The sequence below is a fragment of the Humibacillus xanthopallidus genome (assembly GCF_006716675.1).
GTDB lineage: Bacteria > Actinomycetota > Actinomycetes > Actinomycetales > Dermatophilaceae > Humibacillus > Humibacillus xanthopallidus_B.
Genome location: NZ_VFPM01000001.1, coordinates 1,312,551 through 1,327,738 on the forward strand (window position 1 = coordinate 1,312,551; position 15,188 = coordinate 1,327,738).

General features: G+C 72.0%; 13 protein-coding genes. 8 read left to right on the plus strand and 5 right to left on the minus strand.

Annotation, left to right across the window (positions count from 1 at the left end; genetic code table 11):
* Positions 1–57 precede the first annotated feature (57 nt).
* Genes FBY41_RS05645 through hisC form a run of 3 tightly spaced genes read right to left on the minus strand, consistent with a single transcriptional unit; the run spans position 58 to position 2,727 of the window.
* Positions 58–828, minus strand: coding sequence for a hypothetical protein (locus tag FBY41_RS05645; RefSeq protein WP_141842356.1), 771 nt, complete (start codon positions 826–828; stop codon positions 58–60).
* Positions 825–1,535, minus strand: a complete 711-nt coding sequence (locus FBY41_RS05650) for a hypothetical protein (protein WP_141842357.1) — start codon at positions 1,533–1,535, stop codon at positions 825–827. Before FBY41_RS05650 ends, FBY41_RS05645 begins: the two co-directional genes overlap by 4 nt.
* Before the next feature lie 55 nt (positions 1,536–1,590).
* Positions 1,591–2,727, minus strand: a complete 1,137-nt coding sequence (gene hisC / locus FBY41_RS05655) for a histidinol-phosphate transaminase (protein WP_141842358.1) — start codon at positions 2,725–2,727, stop codon at positions 1,591–1,593.
* A 147-nt stretch (positions 2,728–2,874) separates the two neighbouring features.
* Between hisC and FBY41_RS05660 the strand changes: the two genes are divergently transcribed.
* The 6 genes from FBY41_RS05660 (at position 2,875) to FBY41_RS05685 (ending at position 10,057) form a co-directional block, all read left to right on the plus strand.
* A complete protein-coding gene (locus FBY41_RS05660) occupies positions 2,875–3,963 on the plus strand; it encodes a 6-phosphofructokinase (RefSeq protein WP_141842359.1) in 1,089 nt (362 codons plus the stop codon).
* A 4-nt stretch (positions 3,964–3,967) separates the two neighbouring features.
* Positions 3,968–4,351 (plus strand): phage holin family protein, encoded by a 384-nt coding sequence (locus tag FBY41_RS05665; RefSeq protein ID WP_141842360.1) that lies wholly within the window; start codon positions 3,968–3,970, stop codon positions 4,349–4,351.
* A gap of 212 nt (positions 4,352–4,563) precedes the next feature.
* On the plus strand, positions 4,564–5,232 hold the full coding sequence (locus tag FBY41_RS05670; RefSeq protein ID WP_141842361.1) for a hypothetical protein: 669 nt from the start codon (positions 4,564–4,566) through the stop codon (positions 5,230–5,232).
* Between the two features lie 98 nt (positions 5,233–5,330).
* Positions 5,331–6,527: an exonuclease SbcCD subunit D gene (locus FBY41_RS05675; protein ID WP_141842362.1), complete on the plus strand. Its 1,197-nt coding sequence runs from the start codon at positions 5,331–5,333 to the stop codon at positions 6,525–6,527.
* A gap of 2 nt (positions 6,528–6,529) precedes the next feature.
* Positions 6,530–9,523, plus strand: coding sequence for an AAA family ATPase (locus FBY41_RS05680; RefSeq protein ID WP_141842363.1), 2,994 nt, complete (start codon positions 6,530–6,532; stop codon positions 9,521–9,523).
* A gap of 150 nt (positions 9,524–9,673) precedes the next feature.
* Positions 9,674–10,057 carry a DUF1304 domain-containing protein gene (locus FBY41_RS05685; protein WP_141842364.1) on the plus strand — a complete coding sequence of 128 codons (384 nt, stop codon included), beginning with the start codon at positions 9,674–9,676 and terminating at the stop codon, positions 10,055–10,057.
* Positions 10,058–10,073: 16 nt separating this feature from the next.
* Here FBY41_RS05685 and FBY41_RS05690 read toward each other — a convergent pair whose 3' ends face one another.
* A complete protein-coding gene (locus FBY41_RS05690) occupies positions 10,074–11,489 on the minus strand; it encodes an MFS transporter (protein WP_141842365.1) in 1,416 nt (471 codons plus the stop codon).
* Positions 11,489–13,213 (minus strand): phenylacetic acid degradation protein PaaN, encoded by a 1,725-nt coding sequence (paaN, locus tag FBY41_RS05695; protein ID WP_141842366.1) that lies wholly within the window; start codon positions 13,211–13,213, stop codon positions 11,489–11,491. Before paaN ends, FBY41_RS05690 begins: the two co-directional genes overlap by 1 nt.
* A 90-nt stretch (positions 13,214–13,303) precedes the next feature.
* On the opposite strand from paaN, the gene FBY41_RS05700 reads away from it, so the two are divergent.
* Both FBY41_RS05700 and paaI read left to right on the plus strand, forming a co-directional pair.
* Positions 13,304–14,542, plus strand: coding sequence for a 3-hydroxyacyl-CoA dehydrogenase NAD-binding domain-containing protein (locus FBY41_RS05700; RefSeq protein WP_141842367.1), 1,239 nt, complete (start codon positions 13,304–13,306; stop codon positions 14,540–14,542).
* Positions 14,539–15,057, plus strand: coding sequence for a hydroxyphenylacetyl-CoA thioesterase PaaI (gene paaI, locus FBY41_RS05705; protein ID WP_185748906.1), 519 nt, complete (start codon positions 14,539–14,541; stop codon positions 15,055–15,057). Before FBY41_RS05700 ends, paaI begins: the two co-directional genes overlap by 4 nt.
* The last annotated feature ends 131 nt before the right edge of the window (positions 15,058–15,188 follow it).

Here is a 15,188-nt window from a genome sequence, read left to right on the forward strand (position 1 = left end):
GGGAAATGGGCACTCGACCCGGCGTGTGCGTTTGGGAAGTGAGCACTCGACGCTGGGTCAGGTCGGGGGCCGGAAGCGGTCCTCGGCGGTGGCGCTGTCGGTGAACCCGACGCCCGCGCCGCGGTCACCACTATGCCCGGCACTCGTCGGGCTCGAGTCGCGGAGCGCGGCCGTACCCACCCGTGGCGCGGCTCCCCGGGCCGCCCCCTCCGGCTCCTCGTCAGCGATCGCCCGCCGTCGCCCGCGTGCCGCCACCCTGCCGGCGAAGGCCGCGAGCTGCCGCGCCAGGCCGACAACGGGTCGCCACACCATGAGCAGCAGGGCGACGAGTAGGAGCACCGTCGCCACGAGCTCCACTCGCCCCGCCGGGAGGGTCTCGAGCTCGAATCCCGTCTCCGCCATCGACGCGTAGAGGGCGACGTTGCCGAGCCGCTCGACGAAGGAGCCACCGACGACGGCCAGGGCGAAGGCGACCCCGACTCCCCCCAGAACGCGCCCGTCCGGGCCCCTCCGCAGCAGCCACGTCACGCCGCCGAGCACTCCCGACAGGCAGGCGAGGCCGAGCCAGTAGCCAGGTGCGACGTTGACGACAGACGTCTGGTCGAGGTCGGCCCCCTCGATCGTGTAGCGACCCCAGCTCCACACGCGCTGCACGAAGTAGGCCGACGGCCCGTCCGGACCGATGGGCTGGGAAATGCGCATCACCGGCCAGATGATCGTCGCGACGGCGAGCAGTCCGCCGAGCACCGCTGGGACCGCGGCCGGCAACCGTCCCCGGACGAACGGCATACGGCCCTCGACCTCACGCCACCGTGCGACCGCGCTCATCGACCCTCCTCGTCGGTCAATCCCACCTCCGGGCCGCTCAGGCGAGCGCCCTTGGGCCGCAGTCCCGCCCGTGTGGCCACCGCGCCGGTATGCCGTCCGGCGGGCTCTTCGCCCTCCGCGCCCTCCGCGCCCTCCGCACCCTTCGCGCCGGCCGGGATCCGTGCGGCGGACTCTGTCACGAGCCGCACGACCATGAGCGCGAGTGCGACGACGAGGACGGCCGCGGCGGCGGTCTCGAGCCACCCCGCAGTGGTCGAGCCGTTGGTCACGGTGAGGCCGGCCTCGCTCGCGATGGCCTCGTGGAAGGCGCGTCCGTGCCGCTCGGCCGAGGTCGTCAGCAGCCGACCGGCGAGCAGCGCCAGGCCGATCGGCGCCAGGGCGAGCAGCGGCCCGCGCGCGAGCACCCAGACCGTGACCGCGGCGACCGCCAGGACGACCAGGGTCACGGCCACGACGAGACCTACGGGGTTGGGCACGATCCCGAGCTCGACCCCGGTCAGACCGGTGAGCTCGACCCGACCCCAGCTCCACTGCGACTGCCCGGAGAGCAGGTCGCCGCGCTGGCGGTCGCCGACGGTCTGCACCCAGGTGGGCGCGACGACGGACGGGGCCGAGAGGGCGACACCGAGCAGCGCAGCCGCCCCGGCCGGCCAGCGATCGGGCACCGGTCGGGCCGCACGCCAGCCGTCGAGCAGCCGGGCCCGCATCAGCCGTGCGCTCCCGTCACGACTCCCACCGCCCGTCGCCCGCGCATGAACTGGGTCAGCGCGGGCCGAAGGCTGCGGCGACCTCGATGAGGCGTGAGTTCGCCTCCGCCTCACCGATGGTCACGCGGACGCCGTCGTCGCCGTACTGCCGCACCATGAGTCCGGCCTCCTGGCACGCCTCGGAGAAGGCGGTGGAGTCGCTGCCCAGCGGGAACCACACGAAGTTCGCGTCGGAACGGGGCAGCTTCCACCCCTGGTCGGCCAGAGCCTGCACGACCCGATCGCGCTCCGCGACGAGGGAGTCCACGCGCTCCGACAGCTCGTCGAAGGCATCGAGCGACGCGATGGCCGCGACCTGCGCGAGGGAGTTGACGCCGAACGGCGTGGCCGTCTTGCGGAGGGCGGCCGCCACGGGAGGGTGCGCGACCGCATATCCCACCCGGAGGCCCGCGAGACCGTAGGCCTTGGAGAAGGTGCGCAGGACGACGACGTTGGGGCGGTGGCGCCACACCTCGAGGCCGCGCACCGCCTCCGGGTCGCGGACGAACTCCACGTAGGCCTCGTCGACGACGACGATGACGTCGCTCGGCACCTTGTCGAGGAAGGCCTCGAGCTCGGCCTGCCCGGCGCACGGTCCGGTGGGGTTGTTGGGCGTGCAGACGAGGATGACCCGGGTGCGGTCGGTGATCGCCGCGAACATCGCGTCGAGACGGTGGCGCGCCTCGGCGTCGAGACCCACCATGACGGGCTTGGCCCCGGCGAGCTGCGTGACGATGGGGTAGGCCTCGAAGGAGCGCCACGCGAAGACGACCTCGTCGCCGGCGTCGCAGGCGGCGGTGACGATCTGGGCGAGGACGGCGACCGACCCCGTGCCCGTCGCGATGCACTCCGGCGGCACGTCGAGCGCCTTGGCGAGGCGCTGCGTCAGGGCGGTCACCGCCATGTCGGGGTAGCGGTTGATCGTCGTCGCGCCGTCACCGATGGCAGCGAGCACCGACGGCAGCGGACCGTAGGGGTTCTCGTTGGACGACACCTTGAAGGCCGTGACGCCCGCAGGTGCCGCCGCCGCCTTGCCCGGCTTGTAGTCGGGCATCTGCCCGAGCACCTCGCGCAGGCGGACGGCTGCCTCGGGGGCTCCGTGGACCTCCCTCGGCGGTGCACTCTCGGTCACACTCTCGGCGGCGTCGCTCATACCCGAACTCTAGAGGGGGTGTCCACGGCGACGCCCGCCCCATGGACGCCGTCCTGACGCCGGACCCCGAGTGTGGCTAGGCTCACAGCGTCGAACCAGCGCCGCGTCGACATCTTCTTCTTGCCCACACAGACGAAAGTCCACTCCATGCGCATCGGCATTCTCACCGGGGGCGGGGACTGTCCCGGTCTCAACGCCGTCATCCGTGGCGCCACCCGCGCCGCCGAAGTCACCTACGACAGCACCGTGATCGGCTTCCGCAACGCGTGGCGGGGCGTCATGGACAACGACTACGAGCTCCTCGACGTCGACCGCTGCCGTGGCATCCTCCCCCTCGGCGGAACCATCCTCGGCACGAGCCGCGACCAGCCCTTCGCCCACGAGAACGGCCTCAAGCTCGTGCGCAAGGCCTACGACCGCCACGGCCTCGACGCCATCATCGGTGTCGGCGGCGAGGGCTCGATGAGCGTCGTCAGCCGCCTCCACCAGGAGGGCTTCCCCGTCATCGGCGTGCCGAAGACGATCGACAACGACATCAGCCTGACGGAGATGACGTTCGGCTTCCAGACCGCCGTGCAGATCTGCACCGACGCCATCGACCGCCTCCACACGACCGCGGAGAGCCACCACCGCGTGCTCGTCGTCGAGGTCATGGGCCGCCACGTCGGGCACATCGCCATCTGGTCCGGCCTTGCCGGTGGCGCGGCGATCACGCTCGTGCCGGAGGAGCCCTTCGACGTCGAGGAGGTCTGCGCACGCATCGTCGACCGCCACAAGAAGGGCCGCTTCGCGACGATCGTCGTCGTCGCCGAGGGTGCGACGCCCAAAGAGGGGACGATGGAGATCCCCGCCCCCGAGATCGACAAGTACGGTCACCAGATCCTCGGCGGCATCGGCTCGATCCTCGCCCGCGAGATCCAGGGCCGCACCGGCATCGAGAGCCGCATGACGGCCCTCGGCCACATCCAGCGGGGCGGCTCGCCCGTCGCCTTCGACCGGGTCCTCGGCACGCGCTTCGGCGTGGCGGCCGTCGAGGCCGCCATCGACAGCGACTGGGGCCAGATGGTCGCGCTCATCAACGGCCAGATCGGGCGCGTGCCCGTCGCAGACGCGGTCGGCACGCTCAAGGTCGTCGAGCCCGACCTGCTGCGCCTCAACCGGATGTTCCAGCCGCGCATCCCCGGCGACGAGCACCCCGGGCTCCCCGAGGGTGCCTCGGCCCCCGTGGAAGACTGAGCGCATGCTCGTCAACTTCGCGATCCAGACCGTCATCAACGGCATCGCCCTCTGGGTGGCCGCGTGGGCCGTCCCGGGCATCACCTTCGGCACCGGCCAGTCGACGAGCTCGACCTTCTGGACGGTCGCGATCGTCGCCCTCATCTTCGGTCTCGTCAACGCCCTGGTGCGGCCCATCGCCGCCCTGCTCTCGCTCCCCTTCATCATCTTGACGCTGGGGTTGTTCATCTTCATCCTCAACGCCGCGATGCTCCAGCTCACGTCGTGGCTGGCGGGCCAGTTCAACCTCGCGTTCCACGTCGACGAGTTCTTCTGGGACGCCATCTGGGGCTCGCTCATCATCACCTTCGTGTCGCTCCTCCTCGGCTTCATCAAGCGCCCGGACTGAGCAAACCTCCCCACTCCGGTATGCCGTGAGCCCGCCTTCCACGCGGAAGGCGGGCTCACGGCATACCGGGGTGGTGGCGCGCGCCGCTCGGTGCGTCTGTCGCAGGACCATCGGCACTTGTGGCTCGCCCGGGCCTGCCGAGGATGGGAGTGAGGGCCGGCCCACGCGCCGCAGCCGACGGCGCCCGCCGACTCGTCTGGAGTGTGATGGCGATGAGGACACGACGCAGGATCCTGGCCACGATGGCGGCAGCGGCACTGGCCCTGCTGGCGGCCGCACCGGCCACCGGCGCCACGGGTGGCGACTGGATCACGGCAGACCGGGCCCTGGTGAACCGCCTCGGCGGCGTCACCGTCTCGGGCCAGGTGAGCTGCGCCGGCACGTATGCCCAGCTCATGGACGGGCAGCTCCAGTACCTGGACGAGAACGAGCAGTGGGCGACCATCCCGACGCCGACGGAGACGCAGCTCGTCGACATCTTCGTCAACGCAGACAACTACACGGTGAGCCAGCCCGCCGGGCGTCGGCTGATGATCCAGGTCGAGCACGGCTCGTCGCGCATGACGCCGTGCTTCGCCCAGTACCAGTTCGACCCGAACGGCACGCCGTGGTCCGAGATCAGCAACGTCCAGTGCGACGGCGTGACGCCGTGTCGCTGGGAGACCGACCGCTACGCCTACGACCGGCTCGCCCTGGGGCCGCTCTTCGACTACTCGCCCGACGGCAAGTTCAGGACGGGCAACCTCACCGTCGACGTGTCCGCGTATGGCTCCATGGTGGCGGTGTACGACACCGCCACGCAGACGTGGGAGTACTACGGCGTGCCCCAGACGCCCGACATCTACACGCAGCAGATCGTCAAGGCGACGACGTACCGCTGAGCCCCGGAGCTCCCCAGCCCGGTGGGCCGTGAGCGCGGTATGCCGTGAGCCGGGGTGTCGCGTGGGGTCCTGTCGGCGCGGGGTCCTACCGTCGAGGCATGCGGTTGCTCCACACCTCCGACTGGCACCTCGGGCGCACGCTTCACGGCGTGAACCTCCACGAGGCGCAGTCTGCTGTGCTCGACCGCATCTGCGAGCTCGTCGAGGACCCGCCTGACGGCATCCCCATCGATGCCGTCCTCGTCGCAGGCGACGTCTACGACCGCGGCGTGCCGCCGGTCGAGTCGGTGCAGCTCTTCGAGTGGACGCTCTCGCGGCTCTCGGCCGTGACGACGGTGGTCGTCACCTCAGGCAACCACGACTCGGCGATACGCCTCGGCTACGGCTCTGCCCTCTTCCGCGACCGCATCCGCATGATCACCGACCTCGGCGCCCTCGACCTGCCCCTCCTGCTCGACGGCAGCGACGGGGTGCGGGCGGCGATCTACGGCATCCCCTACCTCGACCCCGACCACGCGCGAGTTGCGCTGGCCGGCTCCGGTGGCGCGCTGCCGCGCTCGCACCAGGCCGTCGTCGGGGCGGCGTGCGAGCTCATCCGGGCCGACCTCGCCGCGCGTGACGGTCTGCGCAGCGTCGTGCTCGCCCACGCCTTCGTCGCCGGGGCCGAGCCGAGCGACTCCGAGCGCTCGATCATGGTCGGTGGGGTCGACCGGGTCGCCGGCACGGTCTTCGCCGGCATCGACTACGCCGCGCTCGGGCACCTGCACGGGCCGCAGGCACCCGAGTCGGCCGAGGGCTCGGTGGTCCGCTACAGCGGGTCACCCCTGCGCTACTCGTTCTCGGAGCAGGACCACACCAAGGTCGTGCTGCTCGTCGACCTGCCGGCTGAGGGCCCGGTCGTCGTCTCGCCCGTCGCGATCGAGCAGCCGCGCCCGATGGCCACCCTGCGGGGCCGGCTCGACGAGCTGCTCGAGTCGCCGGAGCACTCCGCCGCCGAGGCGTCCTGGGTGCGGGTCACCGTCACCGACCGGGTGCGACCGGACTCGCTCATGGACCGGGTCCGGTCGCGTTTCCCACATGCTCTCCAGGTCTTCCACGAGCCCGAGGCAGCCATCGACCGCGGCCGGGGCGGCACGACCGTCGTCAGCGAGCGCGACCCGCGCGAGCTCGGCAGCGACTTCATCGCCTACGTCACCAAGACCGTGGCGAGCGAGGGCGAGGTCGACGTCTTCGAGGCGGGATACGAGGCCGCGATCACGGCACAGCACCTCGCCGAGTCGCAGGAGGTGGCCTGACCATGCAGCTGCACCACCTCGAGATGACCGCCATCGGGCCGTACGCCGGCACCGAGCGCATCGACTTCTCCGCCATCGGCCGGGCCGGCCTCTTCCTGCTCGAGGGGCCCACCGGGTCGGGCAAGTCGACGATCATCGACGCCATCACGTTCGCGCTCTACGGCAAGGTGGCGCAGGCGTCCGCCGACGTCGAGCGCATCCACTCCCACCACGCCGACCCGCGCACGGTTCCCGTCGTGACCCTCGTCTTCGAGACCCAGTCGGGCATCTACCGCGTCCAGCGCACGCCCCGCTTCGAGCGTCCCAAGTCGCGCGGAGCCGGCACCACCGTGGCCCAGCCCACGATCAAGCTCTGGCGGGTCGCGACCCCCGACGACCTCCTCGGCGGCGAGTTGCTCTCGACCTCGATCGGCGACTGCGACGACGAGATCACCCGAGCCGTCGGGCTCACGCGCGACCAGTTCGTGCAGACCGTCATCCTGCCGCAGGGCGAGTTCGCGACGTTCCTGCGCGCCAGGTCCGAAGACAAGGGCAAGCTGCTCGAGAAGGTCTTCGGCACCGCCTTCTTCCGCCGGGTCCAAGACGAGATCGTCGAGGCCGGGCGCGCCGCGCAGGCGCGACGTCAGTCGGCAGTCGACGAGATCCGTATGGCCGTGCAGGCCTTTGCCGTCTCGGCCGGGCTCGAGACCGACCGCCGCGACGCGCTCGTCGAGCTGAGCCGCTCGGCCCCCGAGCTGCTGGCCGGAGAGCTGGCCCAGGTCGTCGACGAGCTCGCCACGCGCGAACGGCACGCCGGCAAGCGCAGCCGTGAGGCGATCGACGCCCACCGCCAGATGGCCGAGATGGTGGGAGACGCCCGGCTGCGCATGCAGCGCCGCGAGCGGCTGCTCGCCCTCCAGCGCGAGGACGAGACGCTCGGCAAGCGCGCCGTGCACTTCTCCGAGCTGCGCGCCGAGGTCGAGCGCGCGCGCCAGGCCAAGCCGGTCGTCGGTGCCGTGCGCACGCTGGCGATGTCCGAGGGCGCGCTCAAGCGGGCCGAGGGCGCGCTCAAGGTTGCCCGGGCTCGCGTCGACGAGAGCCTGCGCGACGCGACGCTCGAGACCCTGCGGGCGAGCGCCACGCACACGCGCGAGGTCATCGGCTCCCTCGCCGGGGCGATCACGCTCGAGTCGGCGCTGGCCGGGCGCGTGGCCGAGGCGGCGCGCCAGCAGGCAGAGCTCGAGCGGTCGCGCGCTGACCTCGCGTCCACCGGCCTCGAGCTCGCTGCACTGCCCGACGCGATCGCCGCGCACGAGCGCGCCCTGACCGAGGCCCGCGGGCTGCACGCACAGCTCGAGAGCCGCGCGGCAGAGGCGACCCGGGCCAAGACGGTGCTCGAGGCGGCCGTCGCGCACGACCTCGCGCTGGCCCGGGTGCCCACGCTCGAGCGGGCGACGGCGCAGGCCCTCGAGGCCGTGCGCGCAGCCGAGCTCGACCTCGCCAGGCTGCGCCAAGCCCGCATCGACGACATCGCCGGTGAGCTCGGCCTGGCCCTAGCAGAGGGCGAGCCGTGCCCCGTCTGCGGGTCGCTCGAGCACCCGTCGCCCGCGACGCCGACGCCCGGTGCCATCACCCCCGAGCGCGTGCAGGCAGAGGAGCAGCGGGTCGAGTCGCTCCGTGACGCGTCCGCGCGTAGGGTCGATGAGCTCGCAGCGCTGCGCGCCGAGGTGAGCGCTCTCGCCGCGACGGCGGGGGGCCTCTCGCTCGAGGCCGCCCGCGAGCGAGCCGAGGCCGCTGCCGTCGCCCTCGAGTCGTCCGTTCGCGCGGGCAGCGACGTCACGCGGGGTGAGGCCCGGCTCGGCGAGCTCCGGTCGACCCTCGACACGCTGACGAAGCGCCGAGGGGGGCTCGAGACCGCCGTCGCCCGACTCGAGCAGGCCGTCGCCGACCTCGAGGAGCGCATCGAGCGCGAGCGCACGACGGTCGACGAGGCGCGCGACGGCCATGACACCGTGGCCGACCGGCGCACGGAGCTGGCCGCCACCGCGACCAGCATCGACGCCCTCATCGACGCGATCGGGCAGCGCGAGGTCGCGGCCGCTGCCGTGGCCGAGGACGAGCTGGCGCGCGATGCCGACCTCGCGGCGGCCGGCTTCGACGACGTCGCCGAGTGGCTGGCAGCCGACCGCTCCCTCGAGTGGATCAAGCTGCGTGAGAAGGAGATCGCCGACTTCGAGACGGCCTGCACCCAGGTGCGGGCGGGTCTCACCGGTCCAGAGCTGGCTGACGTGCAGCTCGACGCGCTCTTCGACGACATCGACCAGATGACCGAGCTCGAGAAGGCCGCGAAGAAGGAGATGGAGGCCGCGACCAACGAGCACGGCAGCCTGCGCAGCCAGGTGACCCGCACCAAGCGTCACGTCGCCGAGATCCACGAAGCACTGGCCCGCAACGCCGATGTCATCGCGGCGACGGCCGACGCCGTGCGGGTCGGTCAGCTCGTCTCCGGCAACGGCGACAACCAGCTCAACCTCGACCTCGTCAAGTACGTCCTCATCCGGCGATTCACCGAGGTGCTGTCGGCCGCCAACGCCGAGCTCGCGCGCTTCTCCGGCGGCCGCTACACCCTCGAGCACACCGACGCCAAGAAGGGCAACGCCAAGTCGGGTCTGGGTGTGCGCGTCCACGACCTGCACACCAACCAGGTGCGTGACGTCGGCACCCTCTCCGGTGGCGAGACCTTCTACGTCTCCCTGTCGCTCGCGCTCGCCCTGGCCGAGGTCGTGCGGGCCGAGTCGGGCGGTGTCGACCTCGGCACCCTCTTCGTCGACGAGGGCTTCGGCACCCTCGACCCTGACGTGCTCGACGACGTCATGCACACCCTCGAGGGCCTGCGCGAGGGCGGCCGCACGGTCGGCATCGTCAGCCACGTCACCGAGCTGAAGTCACGGGTCGCCGACCGCATCGAGGTCATCGTGCGACCCGACCGCACCTCCACCCTGCGCATCACCGCCTGACCCGCGCCCCCCACCACCTCGAGTGGCCTCCCCTCACAGCCTGCCCGGCCTTCACCACCTCGAGTGGCGTCCCCGTCACGCCTGGCTGACCGGGCAGGCGGGGCGGCGCGGTCACTCGATGAGGCGAGCGGGTGGGCCTACGATCCGGCCATGAGTGTCGTCGCGAGCGTCTTCGTCGGGCTGGCTGCACTGCTGCACGTCTACATCTTCTGGATGGAGAGCATCGCGTGGTCCCGTCCCGAGGTGTGGAAGCGCTTCAGCGTCGCCGACCAGGCGACCGCAGACGTGACCCGCCCGATGGCCTACAACCAGGGCTTCTACAACCTCTTCCTCGCCCTCGGCGCGGGCCTCGGGCTCGTGCTGTGGTGGACGGGGCACGAGACCGCGGGTCGCACGCTCGTGCTCTTCGCCACCGGATCGATGGTCGCAGCGGCGACGGTGCTGCTGGCCTCGGGCCGCCACTACCGGCGCGCCGCCCTGACCCAGGGCACCCTGCCGCTCCTCGGCTTCGTCCTCTTCCTCCTCGCCGGGTAGCCGCCGCCCGTCCTCGTCAGCGCGGCGCCGAGCGCGACGGCGAGCGCGGAGCCGTGATCGCGACGAGCACGACGACCGCGACCCCGACCACAGCGGCGCCCATCGCGAGGGTGCCGTAGCCGAGCCGGTCGACGACGACACCGGCGAGCAGGCCCCCACCCGCGCCGGCCAGCCCCATGAAGACCTCCGACAGTCCCTGGGTCGCCGGTCGCTCCTGCGCTGTCACGGCCGAGGTCAGCATCGTCGAGCCGGAGATGAGCGTGCAGGACCACCCGACCCCGAGCAGCAGCAGCGCGATGAGCAGCAGCGGCGACCACCCCGTCATCGACTGCGACGCGAGCACCGACGCGAGCGTCAGCACCGCGCCACCGGTGGCGGCGATCACCGGTCCACCCCACCGGTCGACCGCCCACCCGATGAGCGGCGAGAAGGCGAACATGCCGAGGATGTGGACCGAGATGACGAAGCCGATGACCTGCAGGTCGGCGTGGCCGTGGCTCATGTGGATGGGCGTCATCACCATGACGGAGACCATGACGACGTGGCCGAGCGCGATCGTCAGCACGCCGAGTCGGGCGCGGCTGTTGGACCGCACGACGCGCAGGCCGCGGGTCAGCGAGCCGTCGTGGTCCTCGTCGCCGTCGCCGAGCTCGGCCGGGCCGACCCCGTCGAGCGGCTCGAGCGTCGCCCCGTCGTCAGCCGCGTGCGTGCGCGGTGTCGTGACGACGCTGCGCGCCGGCGACGGTGCCGTATGCCGTCCGGCCGGGGCTGCCCGGTCCGCTCGCTCGAGCGCCCGCGCCGTGAGCAGCGGGTCCGGCCGCAGGAGCCGGTTGATGACGAGGAGCGCAAGGGCGAACCCGGCGAGGGAGAAGACGAAGGAGCCGGCCAGCTCGGGCAGGCCTAGTGCGCGGGCGAAGGCCTGACCGGGGCCGACGAGGTTGGGGCCGAGCACCGAGCCGATCGTCGTCGCCCAGACGACGACCGAGAGGTCACGCCCGCGGTGCTGCGGCAGCGCGAGGTCGGCTGCGGCATACCGCGACTGGCTGTTGGCGCTCGTGCCGCCGCCGAAGAGGAGCATGCCCAGGAGCAGCAGCGGGAAGCTGCGGGCGACGGCCGCGGTGACGACGAGCGCGGAGCCGACGAGCGCCAGCGCGAGCCCGAGCTGCAGACCCGGCCGGCGCCCTCGTGCCGCCATGACGCGCGCGACGGGGATGGCGATGAGCGCCCCGCCGAGCACCTGGAACGTCGTGCCGAGTCCGGCGAGCGACTCAGTCCCCGAGAGATCCTCGGCGAGCAGCGCCCCGACGGCCAGCCCGCTCGCCATGCCGAGACCCGACAGGATCTGTGACGTGATGAGCGTACGGATGACCTTGCGCTGCAACCCTTTTCGGTGTGCAACGTCGAGGTCGAGCGCCTCGGTCTGCCCCGGCATCAGACGTGACGTCGTGACGTGATGACCCTGAAGCGGCCGGCGACGAAGGCGGCGTCGGTGTAGGCGGCGTTCGCCGCGGGGTTGGCCCCCGTGCCGTGGTAGTCGGAGAAGGCGGCCGTCTGGTTGACGAAGACCTGGCCCGTGAGGTTCTCCGACAGGGCGACGCCACCCGCGGCAGCCGCCTGACGCGCCGCGTCGAGCACGTCCTCGCTCGTCGAGTAGACGGCGGCCGTCATGGCGCCGTGCTCGCGGATCGTGTCGGCGAGCTGCGCGAGCGACTGCTCGGTCGAGGCCGTGCGGATGAGGAAGCCGACCGGGCCGAAGCACTCCTGCGTGTAGACGTCCTCACGCGTGACGTCCAGCGCGACGAGCCCCGGCGCACGCACGACGGCGTCGGCCCACGTCGGGTGGGTGATCCGGCGGGAGTCGAGCACGACGCGGCCGCCGGCCTCGCCCGCGATGGCGGCCAGCGAGTCGGCGTTGGTGCGCACCTGGTCGTTGACGGTGGCGCCGAGCAGCTCGACGGCCTTGGCGTCGTCGCCGGTCAGGCGGCCGATGGCCCCGGCGAGCCGCTCGCCGAACTCGTCGAAGGACAGGTGGCCCTCGTCGGTGTCGACGCCGCCCTCGGGGACGTAGATGTTCTGCGGAGCGGTGCACATCTGGCCCGAGTAGAGAGCGAGCGAGAAGGCGAGGTTGCCGAGCGTGCCGCGCAGGTCGTCGGTCGAGTCGACGACGATCGTGTTGATGCCGGCCTTCTCGGTGAAGACGAGCTTGCCGGCTGCCGCGCCCGCCTGCTCGAGCCAGCCGCCGAAGCTCGGGCCGCCGGTGTAGTCGATGATGGCGACCTCGTCGCGCTCGGCGAGGGTCTTGGCGAGTCCCTGGCCGTCACCCTCGGCCGCGAGCTGCACGAGCGCCGGGTCGAAGCCGGCCTCCTCGAGGACGGTGCGGGCGATCTCGACCGAGATGGCGAGCGGCAGCACGGCCCGAGGGTGCGGCTTGACGACGACGGGGTTGCCCGTGACGAGCGACGCGAAGATGCCCGGGTAGGCGTTCCACGTCGGGAAGGTGTTGCAGCCGATGACGAGCGCGATGCCCCGCGGCACGATGCGGTAGTCCTTCTGCATGCGCAGCGGCGCCGGCTTGCCCTCGCGGTCCTTGCCGGGCTTCTCCCACAGGACGCTCGACGGCACGCGCTCCTGCTCGACGAGCCCCGCGGCCACGGCCTCGATCGCCCGGTCCTGAGCGTGGGGGCCACCCGCCTGGAACGACATGACGAAGGGCTGGCCCGACGTGTGCATGACGGCATTGGCGATCTCGAAGCTGCGCCGGTTGATCCGGTCGATGATCTCGACGCAGACGGCGGCGCGCACCTGCGGCCCCGCGTCGCGCCACGCAGGGATCGCGTGACGGGCCGCCTCGAGGCCGGCATCGAGGTCGAGCGCGGGATAGGTCACGCCGAGCTCGGGCCCGTAGGGCGAGACCTCGCTGCCCACGAAGGTGCCGTCGGTCGGCTGACCCAGCAGGGCGGCATACGGCTGCCCGAGGTGCGCCTCGTGCGCGGCGAGCCCCTCGGCGGCGGCACTCTCGCCGTAGACGCGGGGGCTCGGCGACTCGGGGTAGCGCGAGTAGTAGGAGCGCGTCGTCAGCGCCTGACGGATCTCGTCGAGGACACCGGCGTGCGCGGCGAGCAGGGGGTGGGTGGGCGTCGTTGCCGTGGCAGTCACCCATCGATGCTAGCCAGATGTCAGGCGTCCGTATGCCGTCCCCTCCGCCCCGGGGGCACGCGGGCCTCGCGACCGGGCAGGATGTCAGCCATGGACAGCGACGTCACTGAGGCCGGCCAGCAACCGACGCACCGGCGCAGCGAGGACGACGAGGGCATCTTCGCGACCGTCGCCGTCATCGGGGCGGGGGCGATGGGCTCGGGCATCGCGCAGGTCGCGGCCGGGGCCGGTCACCGCGTGGTGCTCGCCGACCCGGTCATCGGCGTCGCGGCCGACGCTCGCGAGCGGATCAGCAGCTCGCTCGACCGGCTCGTGGGCAAGGGCCGCCTGAGTCGTGCGGACGCCGACGCGACCCTCGGCCGACTGGTGGCGTCGGAGTCGATCCACACCCTGCCCGAGTGCGGCCTCGTCATCGAGGCGGTTCCCGAGGACCTCCGCATCAAGCGGCTGCTCTTCGCCGACCTCTCCGAGCGACAGCCGGCCAACACCGTGCTCGCGACGAACACCTCGAGCATCGACATCGACGCCATCGCCCGGGACGTCATCGATCCCGAGCGGGTGCTGGGCCTGCACTTCTTCAACCCTCCGCCCGTCATGGAGCTCGTCGAGGTCGTCCACGGTGAGCTCACCTCGCCTGCCTACGTCGAGCACGTCACGGCCCTCATGCGGGCGTGGGGCAAGACACCGGTGCGGTGCGCTTCGACGCCGGGCTTCATCGTCAACCGTGTCGCGCGGCCCTTCTACGGGGAGGCGCAGCGGCTCGTCGAGGCCGGGGTCGCCGACCCCGCGACCGTCGACTGGGTGCTGCGCGAGCGCGGCGGCTTCCCGATGGGCCCGTTCGAGCTGACCGACTTCATCGGCCAGGACGTCAACCTCGCCGTCGGCACTTCGGTCTGGGAGCAGACCGACCGCGACGAGCGGTATGCCCCGACGGACTTCCAGCGTCGCCTCGTCGAGGCCGGCACGCTCGGTCGGAAGACGGGCTCGGGCGTCTACACGTATGCCGCCGACGGCACCGTCGAGGGCGCCGAGCCCGACCTCGCGCTGGCCGAGCGACTCGTCGGGGGTCCGGTGGCGACCGACCCTCTCGCTCGGACGCTCGCGATGCTTGTCAACGAGGCGGTCGACCTCGTGCACCGCGGCGAGGCGAGCGCCGAGGACGTCGACATCGCGATGCGGCTGGGCGTGCGCTACCCGCGCGGACCCATCGAGTGGGGACGCGAGATCGGCTTCGACGTCGTCGCCGCGCAGATCGCCGAGCTCGATGCGGCGTTCCCGGGCGGGCGCTACCGGCCGAGCCCGGCCCTGTCCGACGGCAGCCTCGCATGAGCGACGAGACCCCCTCCGCCGTTGCTGACACCCTCGGACCGCCGATTCGAGGTGATGCCGGGGCCCACGCCGGTGGCGACATCACCTCGACCGGAGGGACGCCGGGAGGGCGGGAGGCAGAAGGTCTCGCGTTCGCGCGGCAGATGTGGGCCGACGACGAGGCCTCCCGAGCCCTGGGCATGGAGGCGGTGGTCATCGAGACCGACCACGCCGTCGTGCGCATGAGGGTCCGCGACGACATGGTCAACGGGCACGCCATCACCCACGGTGGCTACGTCTTCACCCTGGCCGACTCGTGCTTCGCGCTGGCCTGCAACTCGCAGGGGCGGCTCACGGTGGCGGCCGGTGCCGACATCGCCTTCACGGCTCCGAGCCGTCTCGGCGACGTGCTCGTCGCGGACGCTCGGGTGCGCACGGCATACGGCCGCAGCGGGCTGACCGACGTCACGGTCAGACGCGAGGCGGACGGTCAGGTGATCGCCGAGTTCCGCGGTCGCAGCCGCTCGCTCACCTGATCACCGAGAAGCGAGCGGCCCAGCAACGGGGCGGCGGCTGCCCGTCTGAAACTGGGCACTCGACGTGAGGGGTTGAGTCGAGTGCTCACTTTCCGACGTTTAGAACTCGTCGGGAACTGGGCACTCGACGT

Bases quoted from the DNA above. Each gene is read 5' to 3' on its own strand.
- FBY41_RS05645 (WP_141842356.1), bottom strand. From the start codon at position 828: ATGAGCGCGGTCGCACGGTGGCGTGAGGTCGAGGGCCGTATGCCGTTC.
- FBY41_RS05650 (WP_141842357.1), bottom strand. From the start codon at position 1,535: ATGCGGGCCCGGCTGCTCGACGGCTGGCGTGCGGCCCGACCGGTGCCC.
- hisC (WP_141842358.1), bottom strand. From the start codon at position 2,727: ATGAGCGACGCCGCCGAGAGTGTGACCGAGAGTGCACCGCCGAGGGAG.
- FBY41_RS05660 (WP_141842359.1), top strand. From the start codon at position 2,875: ATGCGCATCGGCATTCTCACCGGGGGCGGGGACTGTCCCGGTCTCAAC.
- FBY41_RS05665 (WP_141842360.1), top strand. From the start codon at position 3,968: ATGCTCGTCAACTTCGCGATCCAGACCGTCATCAACGGCATCGCCCTC.
- FBY41_RS05670 (WP_141842361.1), top strand. From the start codon at position 4,564: ATGAGGACACGACGCAGGATCCTGGCCACGATGGCGGCAGCGGCACTG.
- FBY41_RS05675 (WP_141842362.1), top strand. From the start codon at position 5,331: ATGCGGTTGCTCCACACCTCCGACTGGCACCTCGGGCGCACGCTTCAC.
- FBY41_RS05680 (WP_141842363.1), top strand. From the start codon at position 6,530: ATGCAGCTGCACCACCTCGAGATGACCGCCATCGGGCCGTACGCCGGC.
- FBY41_RS05685 (WP_141842364.1), top strand. From the start codon at position 9,674: ATGAGTGTCGTCGCGAGCGTCTTCGTCGGGCTGGCTGCACTGCTGCAC.
- FBY41_RS05690 (WP_141842365.1), bottom strand. From the start codon at position 11,489: ATGCCGGGGCAGACCGAGGCGCTCGACCTCGACGTTGCACACCGAAAA.
- FBY41_RS05700 (WP_141842367.1), top strand. From the start codon at position 13,304: ATGGACAGCGACGTCACTGAGGCCGGCCAGCAACCGACGCACCGGCGC.
- paaI (WP_185748906.1), top strand. From the start codon at position 14,539: ATGAGCGACGAGACCCCCTCCGCCGTTGCTGACACCCTCGGACCGCCG.